This is a genomic window from Anaerostipes caccae L1-92 (genome assembly GCF_014467075.1).
GTDB lineage: Bacteria > Bacillota > Clostridia > Lachnospirales > Lachnospiraceae > Anaerostipes > Anaerostipes caccae.
This window is the reverse complement of sequence record NZ_AP023027.1, coordinates 918,075-941,512: the sequence shown is the minus strand read 5'-3', so window position 1 is coordinate 941,512 and position 23,438 is coordinate 918,075. Positions and strand designations below refer to the sequence as shown.

The window sequence follows — 23,438 nt, the reverse complement described above, 5'->3', positions numbered from 1 at the left end:
TATCATAAGAATCTGAAATAATAATGAGATTGAATCTATGTTGTTATTTGTTGTTTTTCAGTCGGAAAAAAATACAGTTAAACGAAGAAAACTCGTTTAACTGTATTTGGTCATTTTTATAATATTACGGAAATCCTTAAGGGTATTACATACTGCAGGATGCCACAATCTTATAGTTATCCGGTATATTGTATTTATTTTCCACAGGTTCGAGATTCCAGCTGATCTCACATAAGGTCTCCCTCATCACCTTCTTGCAGTAAAGCATTACGATGCCCGCGTCGATCTGTTCCTCGTAGAGATTCGTATCCTCGTCGTCCCTGACTGTAAGAATCAGCAGTCCTCCGTCAATGATAAATCTCCACGGCTGGCGATTTAAAGTAGAAGGCGCCATCCTTGCATAGTTTAACGGTTCGTATACAGCCCGGTTCACAAGCTCATCCACCGTTGCTTTATTGCCCCATGTATCAAGAAAAACAATCTCTTCTAAAGGCATCCTTGGAGATGTAACGCTGTCTTTCACCTGAAAATCCGCATTAGCATATCCTTTTCCCAGTGTGACATTCCCTGTAACCTTTTTAAACCGCTTCTTTCCGTATCCCAGTGCCATGATCGCCACCACTTCTTTATCCGTGACAATGTTCAGCTTTTCAATGACTGTACGGCTGTCTTTGAAGGTAATCCAGCAGGAATCCACTCCCAGAGAATGAGCTTTAACAGAGATAGATTCACCCACATATCCGCCATTTTCAATATAATGATCCTTTTTCTCTGACAAAACGATCATATAGTGCGGCGCATTGATCAAAATCCCTTTATATCCTGCATACCCGTCCAGCTGGCGGTAAACGGTATCATTATCCATAAAGCGGATATCGATCCCGATACTGTCATCCAGGCGCTCACAGGACTGGGCAAAATCCCGGATTTTCTTAACGGTAGCGGCATCGACTTCCTTCTCTTTATAATCCCTGACGGAGTTCTTGCTTTCAATCAAATCTTTATATTCCATAGTCATACAACCTCCCTTATCCAGTAAAAATATCTTCCTGCTACTTGTTATATTATACCTTATCGCGCAAAGCGCGTCCACCCGAGAGACATTTTCCACATGATTTCCGTTCGGCTCTTAGAATGCCTCACTCCAATCATGCAGAAAACGGATATAATGTCGCAGAAGGCAGCCTTACAAACTGCCCTCCAGCAACTTAAAAAGGACAGGTGGATTTCCCATCTGCCCTTTATATCTATTCTTCCAAGTAAGATTCTATGACTTTTACCGCTTTATCTATACCTGTCCGGCCGGTGTTGATGACCAGTTCATAATTGCTCGGATGTCCCCACTTGATTTTTGTGTAGTAATTGTGGTAAGAAGCCCTCTCCTTATCCACCTTTTTCATGAGACGTTTCGCCTCCCGCTCAGAGACGTCCTCCGTGTCCATGATCCTCTGAATCCGCACTGCCTCAGAGCTGTGGATGAAGAAAGAGTGGCAGCCGGGAAGTTTCTGAAGGATAACATCTGCACACCGCCCCACAAAGATGCAGGACTTCTCCTGCTCTGCGATCTGGCGTATGGCAATGGACTGAATGACAAAAAGCTTCTCAGGTGTCAGGATACATTCATCCATAGGAGTCGTGGCCGGATGTCCGATGGGAACTCCGAAGATATAGGCATAATCACCGGTCTCTTCCCTTTGGCTTATATACTCTTCAGACACGTCCGCCATCTTTGCCACTCTGGCGATCAGTTCTTTGTCAAATAGCTTGATCCCTAAATCCTCTGAAAGCTTCTCCGCAATTTCATGGCCTCCGCTTCCGTACTCTCTGGATATGCATATAATCGTATTCGGTCTCATATCATCTCTCCTCTCTGTATCATACTCAGCGTTCTACATAGTAAGAAATCAGATCCACCGCATTTTCCATGCCCAGTTTTCCCATGTTAAGAACCAGGTGATAGTTGCTCGGATGTCCCCACTTGATCTTCGTGTAATAGTTGTGGTAAGAGGCTCTTTCCCGGTCAGTCCTCTTAATCAGTTTCCTTGCTTCCTTTTCTGTAATCTGCCGCAGATCCATAATTCTCTGAATCCTGTCTTCCAGCGGGCTGTGGACAAAAACTGAGATGCACTCTGCCTGATTCTGCAGAATAACATCCGCACACCGTCCCACAAAAATACAGGAACCTTCGTCTTTAGCCATCTGCCGGATGGCAATGGACTGAAGGGCAAACAGTTTCTCCGAAGTAACTACAAAGTCTCTTGTAATATCCGCTGCAACATGTCCGGACGGCATCACTCCCAGGAAGCCCCGGAAGTCTCTGACCTCCCCCTGTTCTTCCACGAAGTCTTCAGGCACATTGCCAAGCTCGGCTACCTTTGTTATGATCTCGCTGTCGAACAGCTTGATCCCCAGCTTCTCTGACAGGTGTTCTCCCAATTCATGGCCGCCGCTTCCGAATTCTCTGGAAATACATATGATTCTGTTCTCTTTCATAAACATCACTCCTTTGCTCATAAACAGTGATTGCTAAGATCAATATCTTATCTTCATTATACCATGACAGAGTGGAAAAAACATAAAAAATAGAAGGAATTGTTCTTTTATGAAAACAATCCCTTCTGTTCTCTTCTTATATGACAGCGATATGATACGTTTCCAGCCAGTAGTTGACCTGGAGCATAAACGCCACCATCTGCGGTCCTGCCATCAGCTGTCCGTACCAAGGTTTTCCGTAGTCCGACGGACTCTCTAAAAATTCTTCCGTTTTCTTTTTATCGATCAAATTCCGAATCGGAGCATTGGGATCTGCGATCACTTCCCGCAGCCGGTCTCCCAGCATTTTTTCATATTCAGGATGATACGTTTTCGGATACGGACTCTTCCTCCTGTACAATACTTCATTCGGAAGATCTCCTTCACCTGCGGCCCTTAACAGTCCTTTGACCACACCATCCGGACATTTCATTTCCCACGGCACATTCCACATATATTCCACGATCCTGTGGTCGGCAAACGGTACTCTGGCTTCCAGGCCGGAATACATGCTGGTGCGGTCCATCCGGTCCAGAAGTGTGACCATAAACCATTTAAGATTCAGATAGGAGATCTCTCTCCTCCGGCTTTCTGTCGGATCTTCTCCAAGAAGTCTTGGGGTTTCCCGGATCGTCTTTTCGTATGCCCGCCGTGCATGGGCTTTCAGATCTACCGCCTGAAGCACATCGCCGCTTAACAGGGCCTCCCTGGGCTCCATATCCATAGACCACGGAAATGCATGGGCTTCAAAACATTCTTTTTTATGAAACCACGGATATCCTCCGAAAATCTCATCTGCACATTCTCCGGTCAGAGTAACCTTCTTTGTCTCGGCAACTTTTGAACAGAAGTAGAGAAGGGAAGACTCCACATCAGCCATGCAGGGAAGGTCTCTTGCATCCACAGCCCTGTACAGGTTCTCAATCTGCTGCTCGTTATTACACTCCAGGTACGTGTGATTGGTTCCCGATGCCTCTACCATACGGTCTACCCACGGACGGTCCTGGGACGGCTGAAAAGAATTGGCCTTAAAATACCGGTCATTGTTTACAAAATCAAAAGAAAAGGTATTCAGCTGTTTCCCCTGTCTGCCAAGCTCTTTGGCACAGATGGCTGTCACAAGACTGCTGTCCACCCCTCCGGATAAAAACGTACAGATCGGAATATCAGAGAGCATCTGCATCTTTACCGCATCGTGGACCAGATAAGACAGTTTCTCTACCGTCTGATCATAAGATTCTTCATGAGGCCGGCTCTCAAGCTTCCAGTAAGTGTGATCATTAAGCCCCTCCGTACTGTACTCCAGAAAATGACCCGGCAGTACTTCTGAAACACCTTTGAATACTCCTTTTCCATAGGATTTTGCCGGTCCCAGTCCAAAAATCTCACCGAGTCCGTCCCGGTCGATGACCGGTTCTATCCCCGGATACTGAAAGATACCCTTGATCTCGGATGAAAATACAAGGGTCTGGCCGGAAAAAGAATAAAACAATGGTTTGACCCCAAGCCGGTCTCTGAACAAAAACAGCTTCTTTTCCGCAGAATCCCAAATACTGACCGCAAAAATACCGTTCAGTTTCTCCACAAAGGCCGGTCCGTGAAGGATGTACCCCGCCAGGATCACTTCCGTATCGCTCGCTGTCCTGAAGATCGCCCCTTCCTTTTTCAGCTCCTGTTTCAATTCCTTCATGTTATAAATTTCACCGTTATACACAATGACAAACTTACGTCCGGATTCCTCTCTTACCATGGGCTGATGACCGGTGTATAAGTCAATGATCGAGAGACGGACATGGGCCAGACCGCACCCATTTTCCAAAAACGTTCCCTGATCATCCGGGCCCCGGTGCTTCTGAACTTGATTCATACGGTCCAGAACATCTTCCCACTGTCCTTTCTTTTCCAGATACCTGTTATGAGGATTACAAAATCCCGCAATACCACACATATGTGCCACCTCTTCAACTTTTTTTCATACAGGCCCCGCGGTGAAGCATCACCGGGAGCCTTACGTTCTATCCCCGGATAACCGGCTGATATTGTCTGCCTTCCAGCGCTTTTTCCACAGTCGGGATCAAAAGGCTGGTATCGGCGATCATGGAGTTCGGTTTTTTCACCGGATCATCCTGCCCAAACGGTACAAAATAAATATTTTTCATATTCATCAGAGCTCCGATGTTCTTCATATTTATTCCCAGAGCATCATTGGTTGATACAGAAATCACCAAAGGTTTATCGTTCCTTAAATGGGCTTTTGCCGCCATCAGGACCGGTGAATCTGTGATCCCGCTGCACAGCTTTGCAAGCGTGTTTCCTGTACACGGGAAGATCACCAGAATATCCAATAGACTCTTTGGACCGATCGGTTCAGCCTGGGCAATCGTTTTCATCGGGGTAATCCCAGTGATCTTCTCTGCCCTATCCAAGAAATCTTCTGCCTTTCCAAATCGGCTGTCTATGCTCTGTGCGGCCCCGGAAAAAATGGTCTGCACCTGTGCTCCTTCTTCTGCCAGCTTCTCAAGCTGGATAAAAATTTTTTCATATGTGCAGAATGAGCCAGTTACGGCAATTCCTATTTTCTTTCCTTTTACACTCATCATACATCCCATTCCGTAATCATTGTTTCTGTCAGAATGGCAGCTGCCGAACACGCTGCATACTTGCCGGGAATTCCAAGACATTGTTTTGCCTTGATCCCCAATTCGTCTGCCGCCATGAAATCTACGCCTCCCGGCGCAGATGCAATATCCACGATTAACGCCTCTTTTTTTACCTGTTCCAGACGTTCTCTGTCTAAAATCATGGCCGGAATCGTGTTAAAAATAAAATCAGCCTGAGAAAGTTCTTCTTTCAGCTCATCGAGAGAGACTGCTTTTATTCCAAAGGACTCCGCCAGGGCACGCTGCTCCTTATTTCTTGCGGCTGCCGTTACTTTGGCCGACCAAAGCTTCAGCTTTTCTGCCAGGACGCTGCCGCATCGTCCGAAGCCTGTCACCAGACATCGGCTTCCCTGTATCTGTACAGGAGAATCAAAAACGGCTTCTGCCACAGCTCCCTCGGCAGTGGGCACGGCATTTTTTAACGCCACTGAGTCCAATTTCATAAAGTCATGGACAGCAACCCCCGCATTCATGCAATAGCGGCAGAAGTCATCCGGAATACATCCCGCAAAGATCTTCTGCCCTTTCCTCAGATGCTGTTTTACATCCTCTATTCCGAAGTCAGCACAGCATTCCATGGAAACCAGGTTTTCACGGTCTTTGGAAAAAGGGATCGGGCCGATCAGGATTTCTGCATTTTCCACGGCTTCTTTCATAGAAGAAGCCTGCACCTCCCCGGATGCGATCCCATAGGTAATCACAGAATAGCCTTTAAAAGCAAGCTGTTTTGCCATATAAAACTGTCTTAAATCACCGCCAAGCACTGCAAAATCATACATTTTACCGCTCCTTTCTGCTGCCATCTAATGATAGTATATGAAATTTGTCACAGAGTTGCTTCATTTTTTCCAAATTCTACAGACAAATGACGCATAGTCTGATATATTAGAATCAGTAACCAGGGTTGTTGTTTTAAAGAAGGGAGTTCTTAAAATGAAATTTTTTATCTGTGAACACTGCAAAAACATCATGACTTTGCTGAATGACAGCGGAGTACCGGTCATGTGCTGCGGCCAGAAAATGACGGAGCTTGTTCCAGGCACTACCGACGGGGCAGCAGAAAAACACGTCCCGGTCATTTCAGCGGATGACCGCAGGATCAGCGTGAAGGTCGGAGAAGCCGAACATCCTATGATGGAGGCTCACTACATTATGTTCATCTGCATTGAAACCAGCCGCGGCCATCAGATAAAATATCTGAATCCGGGTGAAAAACCGGAGGCAGAATTCCTTCTGGCAGACGGTGAGGAATTGATTGCCGCATATGAATACTGCAATCTCCACGGACTGTGGAAAGCATAAAATCAGACATAATAAAAGAGGCATCTCTGATCTTCTCAGAAATGCCTCTTGTTTTATGTCTCTTAATTTAAGGCTACCCTCATATTAATTCTTTATCCTTTGTAATTAGTCCTCCAAACGGACTAGATGACGATTAGAAAGGCCAAGGCCATCTCATGCATGTCATTGTTTTATCCCCCTTTATACTGCTTTGCTTTCGACAATTATCTCGGTAACAATACACACTATAAAAGGTCCTATTCCTTGTTTCAATATACCCGCGGGGAACGACTTGATATTTGAATAACCGTCATCTTTTTTTCCATTAAATAGTATCCAGAAGGATAATTTTTACATAGAATATCCCATTCTCACACCGGAAGGAAACATCCCCGTTATACTTTTCGGCGATTTCGATCATATTGCGGCTTCCAATGCCGTGTTTTTCTTTGTCATGCTTCGTAGTTTTGAGACGGCCGTCTTCTATGATCACCGGCTTCATGGTCCGGTTGCTCTCCTCCAAAATCAAATGATGCCCGGTGAGCTTGACCGTGACGCTGACTGTCTTGTCTTCCATATCTCTGACGGCTTCCGCAGCATTTTTGAGAAGATTGGAAAACAAAATACAGATCTCTGCATTGGTCATGTTCAGCCTGCTCGGAATTTTTCCTTTCCAGTTGATCTTAATCTTTTCGCTCTGGACAATATCATTTACCACTATATCAACCACATCATTTCCGGTAGAAATGAGAATATTCAAACGCTTTATATCTCCGGTCAGCTCGCCCAGATATTCCCTTGCATTGTCATACTCTTCTTTTTCCAGAAATCTGCTCAGACATGCCAGCTGGCTTTTCATATCATGCCTGATCTTTTTGGTCATCTCCTCCTTCTGAAGCAGCAGTTCATAATACTTTTTCTGTTCGTTTAACAGACGTTCATTCCACAGCATCTGCTGTTCAAACTGTTCCTGCTCCTGCCTGACTCTGCAGATCCGGTATATAATACTGCTGATTCCAAACAGCATCAAAAGAAATCCAAGAAGGATCTCCAGCCTCTTACCGATGGATGTCCAGTTCTGAAATCCTTCCGACAGAAAGGGACCGATACAGGCGATCACCCCAACCAGTACCATGGCTCCCAGTGCCACATCACTGTATGTATACTGGATCTTCTTGACTTCAAACCTCTTCCGTACCGCAATGATAACGATCAGCAGAAGAAAACTGAAGACCTCCTCCACATCAGCGAAATGATTGCTGTTATAAGCTGTCTGAAAATCCATCTGTGCGAAAAAAATAATAAACAGTCCGATCAGAAAATCCATGATCGAAATTCCGAGCCAGGTAAACACTGACAGAAAAAACTTATTAAAATAAATCCATGCCGACAACATAATAAACAGGACAATAACTATATTCACGGGAAGCTGGTACTTAAAGCTTGCCAGCACTCCCAAAACTGCCGGAATCTGAAACATCAGCACCTGCCGTTTCCGCACCGGTTCGATCCCTAAAATCCCCCTCATGATCAAGATCATCTTCCAAAGTTCAATGGCGTACACATACACCCAATATAATCCTTTCACTTTTCACCCTCACTGCCCATTTCCCATATGGGTTCATTAAATCACTTTTGCATATTTGGTTATATACTCAAAATAGTGTTTTTTGACCTCCTTCTGTTTCCTCTTGGAAATCTGAAATTCCTTTCCGCAGAACAGCACAAGCCGTTCTTTGTAATAATGCTCTACGAATTGGAAATTAATTATGTATCCCTTGTGGATCCGCTGAAACCTCTCATCCAAACACCCCTCAATTTTTTTCAGAGACAATCTCACGATCAGATGCCCTCCCACAAGAAACACCGCTATTTCATCGCCCAGAGCTTCGATCCATCGAATCTCCCGGAAGTAAACGAATCTGCTCTCCTCCTTTCCCTCCAGTACAATCCCTTCATTGTCGTTCATATCTTTGAGCGCGTCTTCCAGCGCCTCCAAAAGATCCTGTCCGCTTCCACTTTTATACAGATACCTGAATGCCTGAACCTTAAAAGCTCTCTGGACCCATTCATCATGGCTCGTAATAAAAATGATTTTTCCGGGCCTCTGCCGGTTCTTCCACTCTTCCGCAACAGAAAATCCATCCATATGCTGCAGTTCCACGTCGAGCAGGATGATATCAAACTCATCCTCCGAAGAAAGCAGATCTTCTCCCCTTTGAAAACAGAAGATTTGTGCCTTTTGATTTCTGCCCTCCAGGAACCGGAGACATTCATCTTCCAAGATATCCAAGTAAGTCTGTTCATCGTCACAGATTGCTATTTTTAACGTTCTTTCCATCCTCAGTCCTTTCTATATTATAAAACGTAAAACATAATCATATTTTACCCCTTTCCCGCTCCAAATGCAAAAAAGAACAGACATGTGCAATAAAAAATGCATCATGGCTGTTCCTTTTTCATTATAAAATATATGTCTGTGCTCCGGCAGATTCTGAGATTACATTCTCTAAGGATGTTGTCTCTGCTGAGCTTGTGGTCAGTATAGAACGATACAGCTTCATCGTCAAGCATATTTATGGAAATTCAGATATACGTTCTAATTTCCTGATGACCGTTCCATTTTTTACATTATATTACTCGTATTATTTGCTCTGATATCCTTCGGGATGTGTGCTGTGCCACCTCCATGCACTCTCAATGATCTCATGGAGATCTGCATGCTCCGGCTTCCATCCAAGGACTTTTTTTGCCTTCTCGCTGGATGCGATCAGCACTGCAGGGTCCCCGGCCCTCCGGCCCTCTTCCACTGCTTTGATCGGTTTTTGCGTTACCTCTTTTGCGGTCTCGATCACCTCTTTGACCGTAAAGCCAATTCCATTTCCGAGATTGAAGATATCACTTTCATTTCCTTCCATCAGATATTTTACCGCAAGGATATGAGCCTGTGCAAGATCGGTCACATGAATATAATCTCTGACACAGGTCCCGTCTTTGGTCGGATAATCGGTTCCGAAAATACTGATTGCTTCTCTTTTTCCGTTTGGAACCTGAAGGATCAGCGGGATCAGATGAGTCTCCGGATTGTGCGCCTCGCCGATCTCTCCGCTTTTATGGGCTCCGCATGCATTAAAATAGCGAAGTGATACAAACCGGAGTCCGTGTGCTCTGCCCACCCATTTGAACATCTTTTCCATAGAGAGCTTTGTCTCGCCGTAAGTATTGGTCGGCTCTGTCCGGTCCGTTTCGAGAATCGGAGTCTTCTCCGGTTCTCCATAGGTCGCCGCCGTAGAAGAAAAGACAATCTTGTCGATGCCGTGTGCCACCATAGATTCCAGCATGGTCTTTGTACCGCACAGATTGTTATCATAATATTTCAGCGGATCCGTCATACTCTCACCTACGAGTGAGTTTGCCGCAAAGTGGATGACTGCATCGATGCCGGTCTCCTGGTCCAGAACGCTGTCCACAAATGCTCTGTCTCTCAGATCCCCCTGATAGAATTTGGCCTTCGGGTGAACCGCTTCCTTGTATCCGGTCTCCAGATTGTCAATGATCACAACGTCTTCTCCGGCATCAATCAATTCATAAACCGTATGGGACCCAATGTAGCCTGCTCCGCCTAATACTAAAATCTTCATATTTCATTCCGCCTTTCTTACTGCTGATCCAATGTAGAAATGAATCTCTCAAACTGTTTCCTGCCCTTTTCGGTACATTTATAAACACCTGCGTCCTCAAGGACTTTTACAAATACCTGTCCGATCTCTTCTTTCAGGATATCCATGACATTCTCTTTGTTGATCTCCTTATATTTTGGCACAAACTGTTCCACCCAGTCAACATGCTTTCTCAAAGATTCCTCTTCTTCAATCGGAGTCCCTTTTACAAGGCAGTCCGCAAGAAGTTCCATTTCATTTTTTAATCTGGAAGGCAGCACCGCAAGACCCATGACTTCGATCAGTCCGATATTTTCTTTCTTAATATGGTGATATTGCTCGTGGGGATGAAACAGCCCCAGAGGATGTTCTGCAGTCGTTATATTATTTCTCAGAGTAAGATCCAGCTCATAGGTCTCCCCGGTCTTCCTGGCGATCGGAGTGATCGTATTGTGCGGTTCCCCGCCGGTCTGTGCATAAATATGGGCATTCTCGTCACTGTAGTTTCTCCAAACATTAAGGATATGATCCGCCATATCGATCAGCCGGTTCTCGTCCTTTGACCGGATTCGGAGCACTGACAGCGGCCAGTTCAAGATTCCCGTCTCCACATCCTCAAATCCCTTCACTGTATAGTGTTTTTCGACCTTCGCATCTGCCATGGCAAACTGATAATGTCCGCCCTGGAAATGGTCGTGTGACAGAATGGACCCTCCCACGATCGGAAGGTCTGCATTGGAGCCGAGGAAGTAGTGAGGAAACTGTCTGACAAAATCAAACAGTTTCACAAACGCCGTCCGGTCAATCTTCATAGGCACATGCTCTCCGTTAAATACGATACAGTGCTCGTTGTAATAAACATACGGTGAATACTGGAACCCCCATCTGCTGCCGTTGACCGTAACCGGAATGACTCTGTGATTCTGTCTCGCCGGGTGATTCATGCGCCCTGCATACCCTTCGTTTTCCATGCACAGCTGGCACTTTGGATAACGGCTCTGCGCCGCGTTCTTTGCCGCGGCAATGGCCTTCGGGTCCTTTTCCGGCTTTGAAAGATTCACGGTAATATCAATGGTTCCGTACGGACTGTCTGCTGTCCACTTCCAGTCCTTCTTCACACGGTATCTGCGGATATAGTCTGTATCCTGACTGAACTTATAGAAAAATTCGGTCGCTGCTTCCGGACTCTTCTCATACTTCTCCCGGAAATTCTGTATCACCCGGCTAGGCCTCGGCACCAAAACACCCATGAGCTTTGTGTCAAACAGATCTCTTGTCACGACATCATTGCTCTTTATAATATAACGGTCATATGCCTCATCCGTAAGTTTTGTCAAAATCTCTTCCAGATCAATCTCCCCTGCCGGGACTTTGGGTTCCTCATAATCATCCAGCTTAAAGATTTCCAGATACTGATTGACCGTGTAAATCTTGTCCTCCGGTTCGATCAGATGTTTATTGAGCCCGTACTGTACTAATTTTGCAATATATACATCAATCATTTTCCTGCACCTCGAATTTAAAAGCGGTAAACACTGCATATCTGTCTTCTTTTCTTAGAATCACCTGCTGCTTCTCCTCAAGGTTGACAGCATTCGGCATAAACTGGGTTTCAAGACAGACACCGTCTCTGTTTTCATTTGCTCTCCCTCCTTTTCCGGGAAATCCTCCTTCCAGAAAGTTCGACGTGTAAAGCTGTACCGTCGGAAGATTTGTGGAAACTGTCAGTTTTCTTCCTGTCTCTTCATGAAGCAGCGTAATCTGTTCTGTCTGATCGCTTAAAATATAAGGGTGATCGTATCCTCCCGCAAATGCAAGCTGTTCATGCTCATCATTAATACGTTCTCCGATTCTGCGGAACTTTCTGAAGTCAAACGGAGTACCGGCCACATTGAGTTTTTCACCAGTGGCACAGCCGTCCTTATCAACACAGGCAATCCGGGATGCCTTTATCCTGAGTTTATGATCATAAATCTTTTCTCTCCTGCCGGACAGATTGAAATATGTATGGTTAGCCAAATTCACAATTGTATCTTTGTCGGTTGTCCCGTAATATATCATAGTCAGTGTATTTCCTGTCAGTTCATAGGAGACATGGATCCTCAGGTTCCCCGGATACCCTTCTTCCATATCTTGAGACAGATAGCAGAAGATTACTTTGTCATCCCTAATCTCATAGTCCCAAACCTTCTTATCGAATCCTTCCGTACCTCCGTGGAGATGGTTCGGCCCGTTGTTTGCCGCGAGATGATACTCCTGTCCCCCAAGGGTAAACTTTCCGTCTTTGATCCGGTTCGCTGCCCGTCCCAGAATTCCTCCGATATATTTCTCATCTTTTCTATAGTCCTCTATATGTTCCAGTCCAAGAACAACATCATCTGTATTTCCTTTGCTGTCTTTCATCCAGACCGAAAGAATGTGGCACCCGAGATTTGTAACTCTGACTGTCAGTCCCTGATTCTTCATCTCTATGATGTCAATTCCGTCTTGTCTTTGTTCGATCACTTTCACTTCTGCCATCATCCTGTCTCCCTATAAAACTTTCATTCCGCCGTATTTGCGGACTTTCAAAATATGGCACGCTTCTTCTCCAAATACACTGTCCATGGTTTTCTGATAAAGCGGAACGATCTCATCCGGTACAAAGGCCTGAATGGTTCCCGCAAAACCTCCCCCGTGGACACGGCTCACGCCCCGGTCTTTCAGTATCACATCACTGACCGCAAGGCCGATGGAAACGCTCTGATTGTTTACCTGGTGATTGGAATAGACGTTTTGCAAATACTTAAAAGAGGAATCTCCGGAATCCTTCACCAGCTTTTTGAAGACCTCGAATTTCCCCTGTTCCAGAGCCTCCACCTCTTCTTCCACCCTCTTGTTTTCCTCAAACAAGTGCATGGCTCGGAGCACTGCACGGTCTCCAAGAATTTCACGGATAGCGGGTATGTTCAGATAAAAGTCGGTCTTGTCTACTTTCCGCAGTACATCTTCTTCAAAATAATGGGCTACCTGCTTCATTTCAGACGGAATCATGGCATAGTCCTCTGTCAGATCCGCGTGGGACCCTCTCGTGTCCACAATGCAGAGACTGTGCCCGAAGCCTTCAAAGTCAACGTTTACCTGCCTTACTTCCGGCTCCTCCGGATTTTCAAAATCAATATAGATCATTCCTCCCACAGAGGACGCCATCTGATCCATCAGACCGCACGGCTTTCCAAAATATTCATTTTCCGCATACTGGCCTGCCTGGGCTAAAAATACCGGATCCAGTTTCATCTCATTGTACAGTCCGGATAAAATGGTGCCGATCAGAGTTTCATAGGCGGCGGATGATGACATCCCTGCGCCGATGAGTACGTCACTGGTAATATATGCCCGGAAGCCCCCGATCTTATATCCTTTCTGTTTCAGTCTGGCGGCAACACCTCTGATCAGTGCCAGCGAGGTTTCTCTTTCATCCTCTCTGGCAAGCAGGTCATTCAAACCTATTTCCATGCGCTCATATCCGTCAGAAACTACCGTGATCTTCTCATCTCCTGTCCTGGCAGTCACTGCAATGGCATCCAGATTAATAGATGTTGCAAGAACCTTGCCATATTGATGGTCCGTATGATTGCCTCCCACTTCACTCCGTCCCGGTGCGGAATAGATCTCCACTTCTTCTTTCCCGAATATTTCTTCATACTGATTCAGTGCTTTTATATATCTTTCTTTCTGATATTCCAGCACACTGTCATCTACATAAATATCTTTTAACAGACTCTCATAAATTCCTTCTTTAAATTCGTTCATCAGCACACTTGTATCTTTCATCTTTCCACCTCCGCAGAATGTCAGGCTTCTGCGTTAAATCTCCTTTCCTGTATTGTTTCAATCACTTGTTTCATAAAACTGTCGCTGAGCTTATATGCTTTTTTATAAATGACATATGCAGTGAGCATAGAAAGTGCAGGCACGGCACACATCAGCACCCGTATGGAATTCATGGTCAGCATACTCTGGTCCGGGCTGTTTGGTATGTATCCCGTCTGCTGCAGTGCAAATCCTATAAACAACGAGGTCAGTGCAGCTGTAAATTTCACGATCAGTGTCTGTAAAGAGAAGACTACCGACTCATTTCTTGTACCCAGCTTATATTCTCCGTAGTCCACTACGTCGGATAAAAATACAGTGGCACAGCCAAGTTCCAGGCCGGTTCCTGTCTTTACAATGATTCCTGATATGGCTGTGAGCACGATATTCTCGGGATAAACAAATCCCACCGCAAGGAGAAGAGCCAATCCCACAAACGGAAGAGTACAGGCCAGCAGGAAAGATACCTTTCTGGACAGCCTTGCCGCTACTTTCGGAAAGATGATGAGTCCCACCACTTCCGCAATGGATGCGCTGATCATAAATGCAGAAAGCATCCCTGCGTTGCCGCATACATAAGTAAAATAGTAAACTGCCACTCCCATAATAAACTGAATGCCTACATTGTACAGCAGGATCAGCCCCACTGCCGACTGCAGCTGGTCATTCTGTCTGATAATGGAGAATACACCTTTAAAAGAAATTTTTTCTGACGGCACATTCCCGTCATCTTTTAGTTTTAAGTTAAATACGGCGACTCCGATTGTAAAGATAAACATTCCGGCTATAAACATGGCAAATCTGTGATAACCGATATAGCCTCCTCCCAGAGCTCCGATGATCTGCACCCCGAAACCGGCAATGATCAGAGATTGTCCCAGACTGGCAAAAATACGCGGAAGGACGGAAACCACTTCCCTCTCCCTCGGATCGGATGTCAGGTTGGGAATGATGGACCAATACGGGATATCCATGATCGTGTAGGTCATTCCCCAGGCCACATAGATGACTGCGACAAACACACAGAGTGCATTTCCTGATAAATGAAAGTCTGTAAACAGTATAACGAACACTACAGAATTGATCAGTGTTCCGATTACCAGCCAGGGAACAAATTTTCCCCATCTGGATCTCGTATTGTCTACGATCATGCCCATAAACAAGTCATTGAACGCGTCCCACAATTTTGCCGCAAAAAATACGATACCGATAAATGCCGGCGATACTTTGAGGATATCAGTAAAGTAAATCATCGAGAATGTTGCGATCATTCCGTAGATTAAGTCTTTCCCCAGTGCCCCGAAAGCAAACGTATACTTCACTCTGCCCGGTACCTTCTCCCTGCTGTTATTCGTTTCCATACATAAAGCCTCCTATTTCATATCTTAGTTTCGTTCCTGTGTCTATATAGTAATACTGTTTAGTAAATATTTCAACTATATTTTACTTAAATATTTACTAAATATATTTATTATATTTTAGTAAATTTGAATGAAAAGATTTTATTTTCGTTTACAGATATGGTATACTTGGAATAAGAAAAGAGTTGGAATTAGATGCTAAAGGAGAATTCATATGGCTACCATTAAAGATATCGCTGAAAAAGCAGGTGTATCATCCGCCACAGTCTCCCGTATTTTAAATCAGGATGACACCCTGAGCGTCACTGAGGAGACAAGGGCCAGAGTTTTAAAGATTGCAGACGGTCTGAACTACAGAAAAAAGGGGAAAGGAACAACGAAAAGAACTACCATTGGAGTGTTCCAGTGGTACTCCCTGTTTCAGGAATTAGAAGACCCCTACTACCAGAACATTCGTGTGGGGATTGAAAAATACTGCGCAGACCAGAACATTGAAGTCATCCGGGCATTTCAGAGTGATCCGGACTATTTAAAGACTTTAAGCGGAGTGGACGGCCTGATCTGTATCGGAAAGTTTGCGCAAAAGGATATCAAAGCCTTTGAGCAGCTTACAGACAATATTATTTTTATCGATATGCGGACTTCCAGAATTTCCTTCAATAACATTGTGCTGGATTTCCACCAGTCGGTCATAGATGTGATCGATTACTTTGTGGAACTCGGACACACAAAGATTGGTTATCTGGGCGGAAAGGAATACATCGGCGAGGATACCGTCTATTTTGAACAGCGGAAAGAAACGTTTATCAATTACTGCCGGAAACTTGAACTCTGTTACGAACCTTATGTTCTGGAGGAAGAATTCAGCGCAGAATCCGGATATCAGATGATGAACAAACTCATAGAGTCCGGACAGCTGCCCACCGCGGTTTTTGCCGCCAGCGATCCGATCGCTATCGGCGCCATGCGCTCCCTCTATGAACATGGCTATAAAATTCCCGAAGATATTTCGATCATCGGCTTTGATGATATCAGCGTGGCCGAATTTTCCAATCCTCCTCTGACTACGGTCCATGCCCCTTCAGAGTATATGGGGGAATATGCGGCAAACTTTGTGGCCAAACTCTATAATGAAGTGCCAAGTGAATACAAGACACCGGTACGCCTGACACTGCCGTGTACACTGATTAAACGGCAGACCTGCGGAAAACCCCGCGGAGAAAAATAAAGAATTTATTTCAATCACAAAAAAAGATATTGGCAGATAAATTTTTTCATCCGCCAATATCTTTTTTAACTATTTTATATGCATCGTCTGTGAGTTCAAAATCCAATCCGTCACTGACATAAACATTTTTTTGTTTATCCACAAAAATCGCTTTTGCTCCGTACTTTTTCAACAGTGAACCGCTTTTTTCCGGCCCCAGCACAAAACATGCGGTGGACAGTCCGTCACTGACGATGCCTGAACTGCACACAATGGTACAGGATGTGATCTCTGTCTGTACCGGATATCCGGTATTCTCATCTAAGATGTGAAAATACCGTTTTCCTGTCTTTTTATCAATAAAATATTTTTCATAATCACCGGAGGTAGAGATAAAGGTCCCGCCTTTTACGCTAAGCCCTCCAATAGTCTCCCCCTGCTTTCCGTCAGGGTTCTGTATCCCGACTTTCCAGTCCTCCCCGCCGGGCTTTTCCCCATAAACAGCGATGCTTCCCCCAAGAGCCACCATGGCTCCGGTGATTCTCTCATCTTTTTTGAGGAATTTCATGGCTTCGTCGGTTCCGATCCCCTTGCCGAAAGCTCCCAGATCAATTTTGATCTCCCTCTCTTTTCTCACAGTTTTCTGCTGTTCATTCAGTTTTACATGCGCATATGCACTACTGACGATACCATCTTTAATCAGTGCTTCGATCTTATCCGCATTGGGTGCCTTTGGATTCTTGGATTCAAAATCCCACATTTGAGTGAGGCTGCCGATGGCCGGATCCGCAGCCCCTTTGCTGTCTTTTGCAATCTGAAGAGACTTTTCAAGCCAGGTAAACAGCGGCTCCGGGACATCCGCCTCTCTTTGCTTCCCTCGATTGAGCTTTGCCACAGCGGAACTGTCCTTCCTCCAGGAAAGCTGCTCAGTCTCCAGCTTCTTCATCTTCTCCATTATCGCTTGTTCAGTCTCAGAAAGATCCGGGCTTCTCCCATATAATGTCGTATTGGTCACAGTCCCCATGGCATAGTCTACGTGGGAATATTTCTGTATCTCTTCTTTCTTCACACAGCCAGATGCCATGACCGCTGTAAAAACAAATACCATGGCCGCACATACTTTCTTTTTCACGTCTTTCCTCCAATTCAAATTCTTTCCTTACTGAAATAGGTTTGCCGGGATCTTTTTTATCAGCCCTGCCGCCAGCACTCCGATGGCAGTGCCGGCAATGGTTCCGGTGATAAGCAGCACCGGCGCATAATAATAAATTCTTGCATTTTCCATCAGACACACGGCAACACTGAGCTGTCCCAGGTTGTGTGCCACTCCCCCGGCAACACTGAGTCCCACTGCCGAAAATCCCCCTGCTTTTTTCAAAATCGCCATGAAAAAAATACTCAAAATTCCGCCCGCCAGACTGTAAACAATCGTCATTGGATTCCCAAAAAGTATTCCTGCCAGAAGAATTCTCAAAACGGAGATAAACAGCGCCCTCTTCCAACCGGTAAAAAAGAGAAGAACCATGATGACTCCATTGGCAAGGCCGATCTTCACTCCCGGAATCCCTACCGGAATCGGAAGGAGTACCTCTATATAAGAAACAACGATGGCCAGCGTCAGAAACATGCCATCCACAGCAGTTCGTCTGGTCATTGGTTTTTCTCCTTAATTTGTGATTCCGTCATATTCTTTCTCCCTGGTTCCGTCTTTAATTTCCACCACGACTTTATGCGGCAGGCAGACAATGGTTTCCCCGGTTTTATCGATAGCTTTATGCTTTCTGCATATCTGATCAGGGCAGTCGGCCTCTGTGACTGCTGCTTTCTGATCTTGGATTCGGACTACATTGGACCCGTTCGGGCTCTTTACCGTATAGACCGCATCCTCAGAAAGGCTGTGGCTCCAGACTTCTTTTCCATCTACCGTCACCACTGCCCTTTCCCCGTCTTTTTTCACAAGAGACAGAAATAAAAATCCTGCCGCTGCTACAAGAAGGACTGCTCCGATCAACACAAGATCTCTCTTTTTCATGGATTCACCCTGATCTGTCCAAGGACCTCACCGATCGGATCTGTAATGCAGAGCTCTGCCTGCCGGTCTCTGGATGTGGCATCTTTATTAATCAGCACAAGATGTTTCCCATGAAAATAGTCAATCATGCCTGCTGCCGGATACACTACGAGAGAAGTCCCCCCGATGATCAGCATATCCGCCTCAGAAATCGCATCGACGGCTCCCCTCATCACGGATGCATCCAGTCCCTCTTCATATAGTACAACATCCGGTTTCACCAGTCCCCCGCATTCGTCGCAGCGCGGTACTCCCTCTGCTCCGGCTACGTAGTTTACATCAAAAAATTTATGGCATTTCTGACAGTAATTTCTGTGAACACTTCCGTGCAGCTCAAATACCTTCTGACTTCCGGCCTTCTGGTGCAGACCGTCGATGTTCTGAGTGACAACTGCTGTGAGCTTTCCGGCCTTCTCAAGCTCTGCGAGCTTTAAATGGGCAGGATTCGGTTGGGCATCCGGAAATATCATTTTCTTCTTATAAAAATCATAAAATTCTTCTGTCTTCTGAACAAAAAACGTATGGCTGACAATCACCTCAGGAGGATATTGATACGTCTGATGGTAGAGTCCATCCGTACTCCGAAAGTCCGGAATACTGCTCTCTGTGGAAACTCCCGCACCGCCGAAAAAGACGATCCTGCTGCTTTCGTCAATCATTCTCTGAAGTTGTTGAATCTGATCCATAGTAAGATACCTCCCTTATGTATTTGTGTGCATAACGCGGGCAGAACTTTTTTTAATGCTTAGAAAAGCCGCTTATTTTCTGTTCTATTTTACAGGAAATAAGCGGCTCCGTCCAGTTTAACCAATCTCTTTCAATAAATTTACCATTTCAATCGCTGACAGCGCACAGTCATAACCCTTGTTTCCGGCTTTCGTACCGGCGCGCTCGATGGCCTGCTCGATATTTTCCGTGGTCAGTACACCGAACAGCACAGGAATCTGACTTTCCATAGACACGTGAGCAATCCCCTTGGATACCTCATTGCACACATAGTCATAGTGGCTGGTAGAGCCCCGGATCACGGTCCCCAGACAGATGACAGCATCATATTTCCCTGAGCCCGCCATCTTCTGTGCGGCAATCGGAATCTCAAATGCTCCTGGAACCCAGGCTACAGAAATATCGTCTTCCTTCACGTCATGGCGGCGCAGGCCGTCCAGCGCTCCTGAAAGCAGCTTGGATACGATAAACTCATTGAATCTGGCGGCGACAATGCCGACTTTCATCCCTTTTGCGACTAATTTTCCTTCTAATACCTTCATCTTATATCTCCTTCTTCTTCATATTTTTCAGCTTAATATGTTAAATAGTGCCCCATTTTTTCCTGTTTGGTCTTCATATAGAATCCATCATAATCTGTGAGTTTGATCTGGATCGGCACCCTCTCCACGATCTCCAGGCCAAAATCACCCAGACCTTCGATTTTCGTCGGATTATTTGTCAAAAGTCTCAGTTCAGACGCACCCAGGTCTCTCAGAATCTGTGCACCTATGTAATATTCCCGTTGGTCTTCTTCAAATCCTAGGGCCAGATTTGCCTCTACCGTGTCCATTCCCTCATCCTGCAGGGCATATGCTTTCAATTTGTTGATCAGGCCAATGCCCCGCCCTTCCTGTCTCAGGTAGAGTAAAATCCCCCTGCCCTCCGCTTCGATCTGCCTCATGGCGGTGGTCAGCTGATCACCGCAGTCGCATCTTAATGAACCAAAGGTGTCTCCTGTCAGACACTCGGAGTGTACACGGCACAGCACCGGCTCCCCGTCATCTACTTTTCCTTTTACTAAAGCGACATGATGTTCACCGTTTAGTTTATTTACATAACCGTAAGCCCGGAATTCCCCATACTTAGTGGGCATCGGTGTCTCCGCCTCCCTGCTCACGAACACTTCATGTTTCTTCCGGTAATCCTGCAGTGCCTTTATAGTGATCATCTTAAGGCCAAACTTCTCTGCCAGTCCCATGAGCTCTGTGGTACGCATCATAGTGCCGTCTTCCCTCATGATCTCACAGCACAGCCCGCTTTCTTTTAAACCTGCAAGCTTCACAAGGTCCACCGTCGCCTCTGTGTGTCCGTTCCGCTCCATGACACCGCCCGGCTTTGCGATCAGCGGAAACATGTGCCCGGGGCGCCTTAAATCCTCCGGCCTGATGCTGTCCTCCATACACTTCAATGCTGTGACAGAGCGTTCCACTGCAGAAATTCCCGTGGTGGTTTCCACATGATCAATACTTTCTGTAAATGCAGTCTCATGGTTATCCGTATTCTTGGTTACCATCGGAGACAATCCGAGTTTTTCTCCCATAGCTGCGCTCATAGGCATACAGATCAAACCCTTTCCATGGACCGCCATGAAATTAATGTTCTCCGTATCTGCAAATTCTGAGGCACAGATGAAATCCCCCTCATTTTCCCTGTCCTCATCGTCCGTGACAATGATGATCTTTCCCTGTCTCAGGTCTTCCAACGCTTCTTCAATCGTGCTGAACTTCATATTCTTTCCTCCTAAAATCCTGCTCTTATTAACATTTCCTCGGTTATGGCACTGGTCTTTTCTCCATGTTCGGGCTGCATCAGTTTTTCTACATATTTTCCGATCATATCGTTTTCCAGATTCACCGGATCTCCGGGCTTTTTATATCCCAGCACCGTTTCCTTTAAGGTGTGGGGGATGACCGAAACCTGAAACCATTGATCCCCGGTATCCGCAATGGTAAGACTGATGCCGTCCACGGCTATAGAACCTTTTTTAATACAGTACCGCATGATTCCCGGCGGTGCCTTCACTGTAAACCATACCGCATTGGCATCCTGCTTCACCGAAGTGACCGTTCCCGTACCATCTACATGTCCGGCAACGATATGTCCGCCAAACCGGCCGCCTGCCCTCATGGCCCGTTCTAAATTTACCGGATCTCCCGGCTTTAAATTTTCCAGGCTGCTTTTCTCAAATGTCTCGTTCATCACATCCGCAAGAAATCCCTGTCCATCAAAGGTAACTGCCGTCAGGCATACCCCGTTGACTGCAATGCTGTCTCCTGTATGTATATCTTCGAGGACCCTGGATGCCCCTATCCTGACAGCCGAAGACTGTCCTCCTCTTTTAACCGAAAGGACCGTCCCCAATTCTTCAATAATTCCTGTAAACACTTTCTCACCTCACTTTATATTCCAGCAGCAGGTCTTCGCCGAACCTGGTAATCTCAGGCCCATTGAGAAGCAGCGCATCGCTTATCTTATCGACCCCTTCTCCTTCCACCGGAGATCTGGCCTGTCTTCCGCCGAAAATTTTCGGTGCGATAAAGGCATACACTTTGTTTACCGCTCCGGCCTGAATAACCGAATCGTTGATATCTGCTCCGCCTTCCACGAGGACACTGTCGATTTTTTCTTTTCTGAGAATCCGCATAAGTTCCAGAAGATCTGTCTTTCCATCCTTCCCGGGGCAGATCAGTACCCGGCACCCCAAAGCCTCAAGTCTCTGCGCCTTCTCGTTTCTTTCACATGCCGCAATGATGGTCGGGATAACTTTAGCACTCTGGACAATTTTTGAACTTATCGGAATCCTTAATCTGCTGTCGCAGATTACACGCACCGGATTATTCCCTCCTTCTATGCGGGCATTGAGCATCGGATCATCGCCTATAACCGTATGAATCCCTGTCAGGATCGCCGCATACCGATGCCTGAGAAACTGAACATGTTCCCTCGCCTCTCCGCCGGTGATCCATTTGGACTCCCCTGTCTTCACCGCAATTTTCCCATCCAGTGTCATAGCATATTTCAGCGCCACATAAGGCGTATCGTGGGTAATATAATAAAAAAAGATGTCGTTTAACTCTCTGCATTCCTCGTCGAGAATACCTGTTTCCACTTTGATACCATGTTCCCTTAAAATTTTGATCCCCATCCCTGCCACTTTTGGATTCGGATCAACATTCCCAACATAAACTTTTCGGATTCCGCTTTTTATAACTGCTTCCGTACAGGGCGGCGTCTTTCCGTAATGGCAGCATGGCTCTAAAGTCACATATAGTTCTGCGCCTTTTGGGTCTTCGGTACAGCTTTTAAGTGCATTCCTCTCCGCATGCAGACCTCCGTATGCCTCGTGGAATCCCTCTCCGATCACCTGTCCGTCCTTTACGATGACAGCCCCCACCAATGGGTTGGGATTCGTATGTCCTGTTCCTTTTTGGGCCAGTTCAATCGCCCTTCTCATATATTGTTCCTGCAACCGCACAAACCTCCTTTCAAACTTCTGTGTACAACCCGCGGAGCGTTTTTTATTTCACAGGGAAGGTCGCAGAACTTTCCTGTGAAATAACAAAGTGGGCAAGCCACTTCAACTCCCAACTCCTCAATCTTTGAGGGGCTTGACAGCTTTGCGTACCAGATGCGATTTGACGCAGTCAAATAATTTCCTTACGCATCTGTGTACAGCCCGCGGAGCGTTTTTTATTTCACAGGGAAGGTCGCAGAACTTTCCTGTGAAATAAAAAAATCCCCAAAATCCTGCAACACAGGACTTCAGGGCTTTAACAAGCTAAAGTTCACTCATAAATAAGCGGAACGTGTTTATTTCACAAGGAAGGTCGTAGAACTTTCTTATAAAATAAAAAACCAGGACTTATAACAGCACGCCAAATACACCAAATGCATCTGACCTACGCTGTGCGTAAATCCCAGAGTTCTTTTATCACTATCTTCTTTCATCCAGACTGTACTGTCGGCTTCGGAGTTTCACCGAATCATGCCTTGCGGCTCGTGGGCTGTACCACCGGTAGGGAATTTCACCCTGCCCTGAAGATCCTA

The 23,438-nt window shown here is 45.8% G+C and carries 23 protein-coding genes and 1 riboswitch; of the genes, 2 read left to right on the top strand and 21 right to left on the bottom strand.

Features of this window, described 5'->3' with window-relative positions; all coding sequences use genetic code 11:
• Positions 1-145: 145 nt before the first annotated feature.
• From ANCC_RS04630 to dpsA, 6 genes are all read right to left on the bottom strand, one after another.
• On the bottom strand, positions 146-1,012 hold the full coding sequence (locus tag ANCC_RS04630; protein WP_233441510.1) for a nitroreductase family protein: 867 nt from the start codon (positions 1,010-1,012) through the stop codon (positions 146-148).
• Positions 1,013-1,247: 235 nt separating this feature from the next.
• Complete coding sequence (locus tag ANCC_RS04625) at positions 1,248-1,856, bottom strand: cytidylate kinase-like family protein (RefSeq protein WP_006566479.1); 609 nt, start codon at positions 1,854-1,856, stop codon at positions 1,248-1,250.
• A gap of 25 nt (positions 1,857-1,881) precedes the next feature.
• Positions 1,882-2,493: a cytidylate kinase-like family protein gene (locus ANCC_RS04620; protein ID WP_039946481.1), complete on the bottom strand. Its 612-nt coding sequence runs from the start codon at positions 2,491-2,493 to the stop codon at positions 1,882-1,884.
• 136 nt (positions 2,494-2,629) lie between these two features.
• On the bottom strand, positions 2,630-4,480 hold the full coding sequence (gene asnB, locus ANCC_RS04615) for an asparagine synthase (glutamine-hydrolyzing) (RefSeq protein ID WP_006566481.1): 1,851 nt from the start codon (positions 4,478-4,480) through the stop codon (positions 2,630-2,632).
• 67 nt (positions 4,481-4,547) lie between these two features.
• Complete coding sequence (locus ANCC_RS04610; RefSeq protein WP_009289030.1) at positions 4,548-5,129, bottom strand: dipicolinate synthase subunit B; 582 nt, start codon at positions 5,127-5,129, stop codon at positions 4,548-4,550.
• Positions 5,129-5,971, bottom strand: coding sequence for a dipicolinate synthase subunit DpsA (gene dpsA, locus ANCC_RS04605; RefSeq protein ID WP_009289031.1), 843 nt, complete (start codon positions 5,969-5,971; stop codon positions 5,129-5,131). Before dpsA ends, ANCC_RS04610 begins: the two co-directional genes overlap by 1 nt.
• A 154-nt stretch (positions 5,972-6,125) precedes the next feature.
• On the opposite strand from dpsA, the gene ANCC_RS04600 reads away from it, so the two are divergent.
• A complete protein-coding gene (locus ANCC_RS04600) occupies positions 6,126-6,494 on the top strand; it encodes a desulfoferrodoxin family protein (RefSeq protein WP_006566484.1) in 369 nt (122 codons plus the stop codon).
• A gap of 304 nt (positions 6,495-6,798) precedes the next feature.
• On the opposite strand, the gene ANCC_RS04595 is transcribed toward ANCC_RS04600, so the two are convergent.
• The 7 genes from ANCC_RS04595 to melB all read right to left on the bottom strand — a co-directional run bounded on the left by ANCC_RS04595 (position 6,799) and on the right by melB (position 15,345).
• Positions 6,799-8,061: an ATP-binding protein gene (locus ANCC_RS04595; protein WP_006566485.1), complete on the bottom strand. Its 1,263-nt coding sequence runs from the start codon at positions 8,059-8,061 to the stop codon at positions 6,799-6,801.
• A gap of 36 nt (positions 8,062-8,097) precedes the next feature.
• Positions 8,098-8,814, bottom strand: a complete 717-nt coding sequence (locus ANCC_RS04590) for a LytR/AlgR family response regulator transcription factor (protein WP_006566486.1) — start codon at positions 8,812-8,814, stop codon at positions 8,098-8,100.
• A 304-nt stretch (positions 8,815-9,118) separates the two neighbouring features.
• The gene (gene galE, locus ANCC_RS04585) at positions 9,119-10,114 is read right to left on the bottom strand and encodes a UDP-glucose 4-epimerase GalE (RefSeq protein ID WP_009289035.1); all 996 of its coding nucleotides are present in this window, start codon (positions 10,112-10,114) and stop codon (positions 9,119-9,121) included.
• Positions 10,115-10,131: 17 nt separating this feature from the next.
• Entirely contained in the window at positions 10,132-11,634 is a 1,503-nt protein-coding gene (galT, locus tag ANCC_RS04580) for a UDP-glucose--hexose-1-phosphate uridylyltransferase (RefSeq protein WP_006566490.1), read from the bottom strand.
• Positions 11,627-12,652 carry an aldose epimerase family protein gene (locus tag ANCC_RS04575; RefSeq protein WP_039946483.1) on the bottom strand — a complete coding sequence of 342 codons (1,026 nt, stop codon included), beginning with the start codon at positions 12,650-12,652 and terminating at the stop codon, positions 11,627-11,629. Before ANCC_RS04575 ends, galT begins: the two co-directional genes overlap by 8 nt.
• Positions 12,653-12,664: 12 nt before the next feature.
• Positions 12,665-13,945, bottom strand: a complete 1,281-nt coding sequence (locus ANCC_RS04570) for a galactokinase (protein ID WP_006566492.1) — start codon at positions 13,943-13,945, stop codon at positions 12,665-12,667.
• A gap of 20 nt (positions 13,946-13,965) precedes the next feature.
• Positions 13,966-15,345, bottom strand: a complete 1,380-nt coding sequence (melB, locus tag ANCC_RS04565) for a melibiose:sodium transporter MelB (protein WP_006566493.1) — start codon at positions 15,343-15,345, stop codon at positions 13,966-13,968.
• A 214-nt stretch (positions 15,346-15,559) separates the two neighbouring features.
• On the opposite strand from melB, the gene ANCC_RS04560 reads away from it, so the two are divergent.
• Positions 15,560-16,573 (top strand): LacI family DNA-binding transcriptional regulator, encoded by a 1,014-nt coding sequence (locus tag ANCC_RS04560; protein ID WP_006566494.1) that lies wholly within the window; start codon positions 15,560-15,562, stop codon positions 16,571-16,573.
• 46 nt (positions 16,574-16,619) lie between these two features.
• Here ANCC_RS04560 and ANCC_RS04555 read toward each other — a convergent pair whose 3' ends face one another.
• From ANCC_RS04555 to ribD, 8 genes are all read right to left on the bottom strand, one after another.
• Positions 16,620-17,684, bottom strand: a complete 1,065-nt coding sequence (locus ANCC_RS04555) for an FAD:protein FMN transferase (RefSeq protein ID WP_233458259.1) — start codon at positions 17,682-17,684, stop codon at positions 16,620-16,622.
• Between the two features lie 27 nt (positions 17,685-17,711).
• Positions 17,712-18,206, bottom strand: a complete 495-nt coding sequence (locus ANCC_RS04550) for a Gx transporter family protein (protein ID WP_006566496.1) — start codon at positions 18,204-18,206, stop codon at positions 17,712-17,714.
• A gap of 12 nt (positions 18,207-18,218) precedes the next feature.
• Positions 18,219-18,584, bottom strand: coding sequence for a NusG domain II-containing protein (locus tag ANCC_RS04545; RefSeq protein ID WP_006566497.1), 366 nt, complete (start codon positions 18,582-18,584; stop codon positions 18,219-18,221).
• On the bottom strand, positions 18,581-19,309 hold the full coding sequence (locus ANCC_RS04540; RefSeq protein ID WP_006566498.1) for an NAD-dependent protein deacylase: 729 nt from the start codon (positions 19,307-19,309) through the stop codon (positions 18,581-18,583). The genes ANCC_RS04545 and ANCC_RS04540 overlap by 4 nt, the downstream gene beginning before the upstream one ends.
• A 117-nt stretch (positions 19,310-19,426) precedes the next feature.
• Positions 19,427-19,891 (bottom strand): 6,7-dimethyl-8-ribityllumazine synthase, encoded by a 465-nt coding sequence (ribH, locus tag ANCC_RS04535; protein ID WP_006566499.1) that lies wholly within the window; start codon positions 19,889-19,891, stop codon positions 19,427-19,429.
• Positions 19,892-19,923: 32 nt separating this feature from the next.
• On the bottom strand, positions 19,924-21,120 hold the full coding sequence (locus ANCC_RS04530; protein ID WP_006566500.1) for a bifunctional 3,4-dihydroxy-2-butanone-4-phosphate synthase/GTP cyclohydrolase II: 1,197 nt from the start codon (positions 21,118-21,120) through the stop codon (positions 19,924-19,926).
• An 11-nt stretch (positions 21,121-21,131) separates the two neighbouring features.
• A complete protein-coding gene (locus ANCC_RS04525) occupies positions 21,132-21,776 on the bottom strand; it encodes a riboflavin synthase (protein WP_006566501.1) in 645 nt (214 codons plus the stop codon).
• Between the two features lie 4 nt (positions 21,777-21,780).
• Complete coding sequence (gene ribD / locus ANCC_RS04520; RefSeq protein ID WP_006566502.1) at positions 21,781-22,845, bottom strand: bifunctional diaminohydroxyphosphoribosylaminopyrimidine deaminase/5-amino-6-(5-phosphoribosylamino)uracil reductase RibD; 1,065 nt, start codon at positions 22,843-22,845, stop codon at positions 21,781-21,783.
• 478 nt (positions 22,846-23,323) lie between these two features.
• Positions 23,324-23,438, bottom strand: a riboswitch (FMN riboswitch).

Bases quoted from the DNA above. Each gene is read 5' to 3' on its own strand.
- ANCC_RS04575 (WP_039946483.1), bottom strand. From the start codon at position 12,652: ATGGCAGAAGTGAAAGTGATCGAACAAAGACAAGACGGAATTGACATC.
- ANCC_RS04600 (WP_006566484.1), top strand. From the start codon at position 6,126: ATGAAATTTTTTATCTGTGAACACTGCAAAAACATCATGACTTTGCTG.
- ANCC_RS04610 (WP_009289030.1), bottom strand. From the start codon at position 5,129: ATGAGTGTAAAAGGAAAGAAAATAGGAATTGCCGTAACTGGCTCATTC.
- ANCC_RS04545 (WP_006566497.1), bottom strand. From the start codon at position 18,584: ATGAAAAAGAGAGATCTTGTGTTGATCGGAGCAGTCCTTCTTGTAGCA.
- ANCC_RS04550 (WP_006566496.1), bottom strand. From the start codon at position 18,206: ATGACCAGACGAACTGCTGTGGATGGCATGTTTCTGACGCTGGCCATC.
- dpsA (WP_009289031.1), bottom strand. From the start codon at position 5,971: ATGTATGATTTTGCAGTGCTTGGCGGTGATTTAAGACAGTTTTATATG.
- ANCC_RS04590 (WP_006566486.1), bottom strand. From the start codon at position 8,814: ATGGAAAGAACGTTAAAAATAGCAATCTGTGACGATGAACAGACTTAC.
- ANCC_RS04560 (WP_006566494.1), top strand. From the start codon at position 15,560: ATGGCTACCATTAAAGATATCGCTGAAAAAGCAGGTGTATCATCCGCC.
- ANCC_RS04620 (WP_039946481.1), bottom strand. From the start codon at position 2,493: ATGAAAGAGAACAGAATCATATGTATTTCCAGAGAATTCGGAAGCGGC.
- ribD (WP_006566502.1), bottom strand. From the start codon at position 22,845: ATGAGAAGGGCGATTGAACTGGCCCAAAAAGGAACAGGACATACGAAT.
- melB (WP_006566493.1), bottom strand. From the start codon at position 15,345: ATGGAAACGAATAACAGCAGGGAGAAGGTACCGGGCAGAGTGAAGTAT.
- ribH (WP_006566499.1), bottom strand. From the start codon at position 19,891: ATGAAGGTATTAGAAGGAAAATTAGTCGCAAAAGGGATGAAAGTCGGC.
- ANCC_RS04530 (WP_006566500.1), bottom strand. From the start codon at position 21,120: ATGAAGTTCAGCACGATTGAAGAAGCGTTGGAAGACCTGAGACAGGGA.
- asnB (WP_006566481.1), bottom strand. From the start codon at position 4,480: ATGTGTGGTATTGCGGGATTTTGTAATCCTCATAACAGGTATCTGGAA.
- ANCC_RS04540 (WP_006566498.1), bottom strand. From the start codon at position 19,309: ATGGATCAGATTCAACAACTTCAGAGAATGATTGACGAAAGCAGCAGG.
- galE (WP_009289035.1), bottom strand. From the start codon at position 10,114: ATGAAGATTTTAGTATTAGGCGGAGCAGGCTACATTGGGTCCCATACG.
- ANCC_RS04625 (WP_006566479.1), bottom strand. From the start codon at position 1,856: ATGAGACCGAATACGATTATATGCATATCCAGAGAGTACGGAAGCGGA.
- galT (WP_006566490.1), bottom strand. From the start codon at position 11,634: ATGATTGATGTATATATTGCAAAATTAGTACAGTACGGGCTCAATAAA.
- ANCC_RS04630 (WP_233441510.1), bottom strand. From the start codon at position 1,012: ATGGAATATAAAGATTTGATTGAAAGCAAGAACTCCGTCAGGGATTAT.
- ANCC_RS04570 (WP_006566492.1), bottom strand. From the start codon at position 13,945: ATGAAAGATACAAGTGTGCTGATGAACGAATTTAAAGAAGGAATTTAT.